Here is a 2,211-nt window from a genome sequence, read left to right as displayed (position 1 = left end):
GGAGCGTTTTAGTATCGGGACTGCGACACAGTTGCGAAGCCAGTGCGAATTCGTTCCAGCTCGTCAGGAAGGCGAAAATCGCCGCCGACGCCACGCCCGAACGCGCGAGAGGCAGCTCGATATGCCAGAACGCCTGCCAGCGTGTGCAACCGTCTATCTGGGCGGCCTCGGCAAGTTCCGCCGGCACTTCGCGAAAGAACCCATCGATCAGCCAGACCGTGAATGGCACGTTCATCGCGAGATACACGATGATGACGCCGATGCGCGTGTCGAGCAGACCGGTCCACGCCCACAGCATGAAGATCGGCAACGAAAGCGCAATGCCGGGAATGGCGCGGGTGAGCATCAGGACAACGAACAGCGTCTTCTTGTGGCGGAATTCGAAGCGTGCAAACGCATACCCGCCCAACACGCCGACTACGATCGCGGCGCCGGTGCTCGCCAGCGAGATCAGCATCGAATTCACAAAGTACTGACGAATCGGCAGCGAGGCCATCGCACCGAAGCCGAACATGTTGCGGAAATTGTCGAGCGTATAGCTGCTGGCATCGGAGAGCGGCTGGTTCGACAGGATGGCCACGTTCGAGCGAAATGCGTTGAGCACGACCCACAGGCCGGGCAGGCAGATCACTGCCATTACGATGAAGACGGCGAACCACAACGCGGCCCGCCTGAGCGGCGCCCTTAGCGAAGAAACCCGGCAAGTGTGTTCGAGAGTCGTACTCATGATGTTCAGGCCGGTCCCATATGTCTGCGTGCGGCGTTTAGCTTGCGGAAGAAGTACAGCGTGAACAGCACGGAAACGAGCACCGACACATAGCCGATTGCATTCGCGTAGCCCATATGCGAATCGTCGTAGGCGATACGGCCTACCATCGTCCACAGCAATTCGGTGCGCCCACCGGGACCACCGTTCGTCATGATGCGCACAATGTCGTAAGCGCGGCCCACATCGAGAGAGCGGATCGTCATCGCGATGTAGACGAACGGCATCAGATAAGGCAGCGTCACGTAGCGGAAGGTTTGCAGCGGCGTGCAACCGTCGACCTTGGACGCTTCGATCGGATCCTTCGGCAACGCCATCAGGCCAGCAAGCAGGATCACCGCGAAAACCGGCGTCGAGTTCCAGACCTCGGCTGCAATCAGCGAAGCTAGGGCCGAATTCGCATTGACCAGAAATGGAATCGTGCTTTTCAAGCCGAACAGTGTTTGCAAGAGATGGTTGACCACACCGGTGCTGTCGTTGAGCATGAACTTGAACTGAAAGCCGACCAGCACTGGCGAGAACATCATCGGGAACATCATGATGGTGCGCAGAATACGCTGGCCTTTCGTGACCTCGTTGAGCAGGAGCGCGATGCCGAGCCCCAACACCAGTTCCAGATTCAAGGCAATCGTCAGGAACAGGACCGTGCGGCCAAATGCAGCCCAGAAATCTTCGTTGGCAAATGCACGCAGATAGTTGCGCAGACCAATGAAATGCCAGATCGTCTCAGGCTCGATCAACCGGTAGGCAGTGAAGCTCGTGTAGAGCGAAAACAGCAACGGCAGCACGACAACGATCGCCACGGAGAAAAACGCCGGCAACAGCAGCTTGAGCGGCAATGCGATGCCCCCGTGCGAAACCGGCACGAGAGCGGGTACGGCAGAAGAATCTTGAAGATTGGATCGCATGGTGTCGTGGAGCTGAAAGCGGATCGGCCCGCACGGCGCCGCATGCATCGTGCGGGTCGTGCGGTGCCCGTATCGCTAGTCGGAGGCGTCCTGCATGATGTCGGAAACCTTCTTCGCCGCATCGTCGAGCGCCTGCTGGGACGACTTGTCGCCAATCAGCGCCTTCTGCAGTTCAGGCCACAAGGCATTCGAGATCTCGTCCCACTGCTGGATGCGCGGCGGAGTAAAGGCATCCTGACGCGCCGCCGTGCTAAACACCGCGATGGCATTCGCCATGTAGGCGTCGTTCTTCGCCTGGAACTCCTTGACAATCGCCTGCTGCGCATCGACGCGCGACGGAATCGTGCCGAGGCGCGCCTCCACCATCTGCGAATCGAGACTGGTCAGGCCTTCGACGAAGCTCGCAGCGACCTCCGGACTATCGCAGCTCTTCGTGATCGAGAAGCTGTGCGAACCCGACCAGCCAGGCCGCTTGTTGGCGGCACCGAGCGGCGCCGGCACGACGCCCACATTGCCCGCGACTTTGGAGGTCTTCGG

At 59.7% G+C, this 2,211-nt stretch carries 2 protein-coding genes and 1 pseudogene; all 3 read right to left on the bottom strand.

Features of this window, described 5'->3' with window-relative positions; translation table 11 throughout:
* Positions 1–727 (bottom strand): carbohydrate ABC transporter permease (locus tag M0954_RS10955; RefSeq protein WP_297353144.1); only part of this gene is annotated, 727 nt, incomplete at its 3' end.
* A 5-nt stretch (positions 728–732) separates the two neighbouring features.
* Positions 733–1,674: a carbohydrate ABC transporter permease gene (locus tag M0954_RS10950; protein ID WP_122155701.1), complete on the bottom strand. Its 942-nt coding sequence runs from the start codon at positions 1,672–1,674 to the stop codon at positions 733–735.
* Positions 1,675–1,749: 75 nt separating this feature from the next.
* Positions 1,750–2,211: pseudogene (locus M0954_RS10945) on the bottom strand (sugar ABC transporter substrate-binding protein); the annotation flags it as partial.

Origin of the sequence: Paraburkholderia sp., from assembly GCF_026225065.1 — a bacterium.
GTDB lineage: Bacteria > Pseudomonadota > Gammaproteobacteria > Burkholderiales > Burkholderiaceae > Paraburkholderia.
Note: the sequence above shows the minus strand (reverse complement) of the source record. Positions and strands in the feature narration are given on the sequence as shown.

Excerpts from the sequence above, each read along its gene's own strand:
- M0954_RS10950 (WP_122155701.1), bottom strand. The coding sequence starts at position 1,674 with ATGCGATCCAATCTTCAAGATTCTTCTGCCGTACCCGCTCTCGTGCCG.